Annotated in this window: 1 protein-coding gene; it reads right to left on the bottom strand. The window is 65.6% G+C overall.

Annotation, left to right across the window (positions count from 1 at the left end; translation table 11 throughout):
• Positions 1-642 (bottom strand): acetaldehyde dehydrogenase (acetylating) (locus B4920_RS25810; protein ID WP_079437594.1); only part of this gene is annotated, 642 nt, incomplete at both ends.

The raw sequence follows: 642 nt of genomic DNA, 5'->3' as shown, positions 1-642 counted from the left end.
AGGATTTCCTCGGCGAACATCTCGGCGGTGCGGGCGGCGGCGGCGGTCATGATGTCGAGGTTGCCGGCGTACTTGGGCAGGTAGTCGCCGAGGCCTTCGACTTCGAGATAGACCGACACGCGGTTGCCGTCGAAGACCGGGCCATTGACCAGGCGGTAGCCGGGCACGTACTTCTGGACTTCCTGGATCATGGCCTGGATGGACTCGCGGATCGCGTCCTGCTGCGGTTCGCCTTCGACGAGGCAATGCACGGTGTCGCGCATCATCAGCGCGGGCTCGGCCGGGTTGATGATGATGATGGCCTTGCCCTTCTTGGCGCCGCCGACCTTCTCGACCGCACCGGCGGTGGTGCGGGTGAATTCGTCGATGTTCTTACGGGTGCCGGGGCCGGCGCTCTTGGAGGAGACGGTGGCGATGATTTCGCCGTACTCGACCGGCTGCACACGGCTGATCGCGGCGACCATCGGGATCGTCGCCTGGCCGCCACAGGTGACCATGTTGACGTTCATCTCGCGCTGGCCGACGTGCTGCTTGAGGTTCACCGGCGGCACGCAGTAGGGGCCGATGGCGGCAGGAGTGAGGTCGACCATCAGCACGCCGAGCTCGTTGAGCTTGCGGCTGTTCTCGGCATGCACGTAGGCG

This window comes from Zoogloea sp. LCSB751 (genome assembly GCF_002028455.1).
Classification (GTDB): domain Bacteria; phylum Pseudomonadota; class Gammaproteobacteria; order Burkholderiales; family Rhodocyclaceae; genus Zoogloea.
Note: the sequence above shows the minus strand (reverse complement) of the source record. Positions and strands in the feature narration are given on the sequence as shown.